This is a genomic window from Enterococcus italicus DSM 15952, from assembly GCF_000185365.1.
Classification (GTDB): Bacteria; Bacillota; Bacilli; order Lactobacillales; family Enterococcaceae; genus Enterococcus_G; species Enterococcus_G italicus.
Window position 1 is genome coordinate 1 of the sequence record NZ_GL622264.1, and the last position, 1,128, is coordinate 1,128.

At 24.8% G+C, this 1,128-nt stretch carries 1 protein-coding gene; it reads right to left on the reverse strand.

All coding sequences use genetic code 11. The annotated features are described in order from the left end of the window. Positions 1-733: replication initiation protein (locus HMPREF9088_RS11150; protein ID WP_007209365.1), on the reverse strand; the 733-nt coding region annotated here is incomplete at its 3' end. Positions 734-1,128 lie beyond the last annotated feature (395 nt).

Here is a 1,128-nt window from a genome sequence, read left to right on the forward strand (position 1 = left end):
TAAATTCAACTGATTTTCCATTTTTAATTTCTATAAAATCTATTTGAATATCAGTATATTTGTTGATTTCTTCTCTGGACTTAATTAATACAGTCCTTTTAAAATCACCATATAATTTCTGATTTGCTTGGAATTTTTTTCTAAGTTCAATTACTGATATTCTTAATTTACCAATGTTTTCATAACTTTTTAGCAATTCAAAAAGTCTGATAGAATATTTACTTTTGAGATAAATAATATTCCAGAAATTATATTGAGTAAAATACTCATTTAATCCAATCAAATATTTAAGCATATGTTGACCCATTGAGATTTCCACCACTGATTCTGTGATTTTAGCCGAACCAATCCAAGAGAAATAAGTTGATGATTTTTTACCTTTTTCATTAATTTCTTCAATCCAGAATTTTTTATCATCAGATGCAAGTCTTGTAATAGCTTCTTTGATATCTGAAATTATTTTTCCATTGTATTTTAGACCCATGATGTCACAAAAATCTCTGATGTGGAATTTAAATATTCCTAGATTTTTAGAGGTAATATCAATATTTTTAATCATACTTAATATTAACTTTTGTTCGGTTGAGGTTAAATTATAAGTTGTTTTTTGTATTAAAGAGTTAGCTTTGATAACTGTATATCCTCTTTGATTTTGGAAGTCTCTAATTCTCTCTTTTTCACTTATTTTCTTCAACCTTTGAACTTCAGCTAATTCATTCTCTTTTGTTGTCATAATAATATTGTAAGCCTTTCTATGTTTTAACAATTATCTGTTTACATAGATACATTATGCTATAATTTTAAGTAATAGTCTAGTCCTTTAAAAATAAAAAAGTTATCCACAGAAAAAGTAGAAAAAATGTTGAAAAAATCAAGTTATCCACAAGTATTTTCATGTACCAAAACACATATGAAAAACTATTCATGTACCAAAACACATAGTTCATGTACTAAATCACATATTTGATGTACCAAAACACATATTTAGGTTTGTGAAATGTTTTTATTATTTCTATTAATTTCTCTTTCAAACATATGCTATATATAGGTTTTTCTCTTAATATTAATTTTCACAAAGTATTTTTTCCCTCATTAGTCAAAGATAAACAGTATTAAACAGTCTATTAA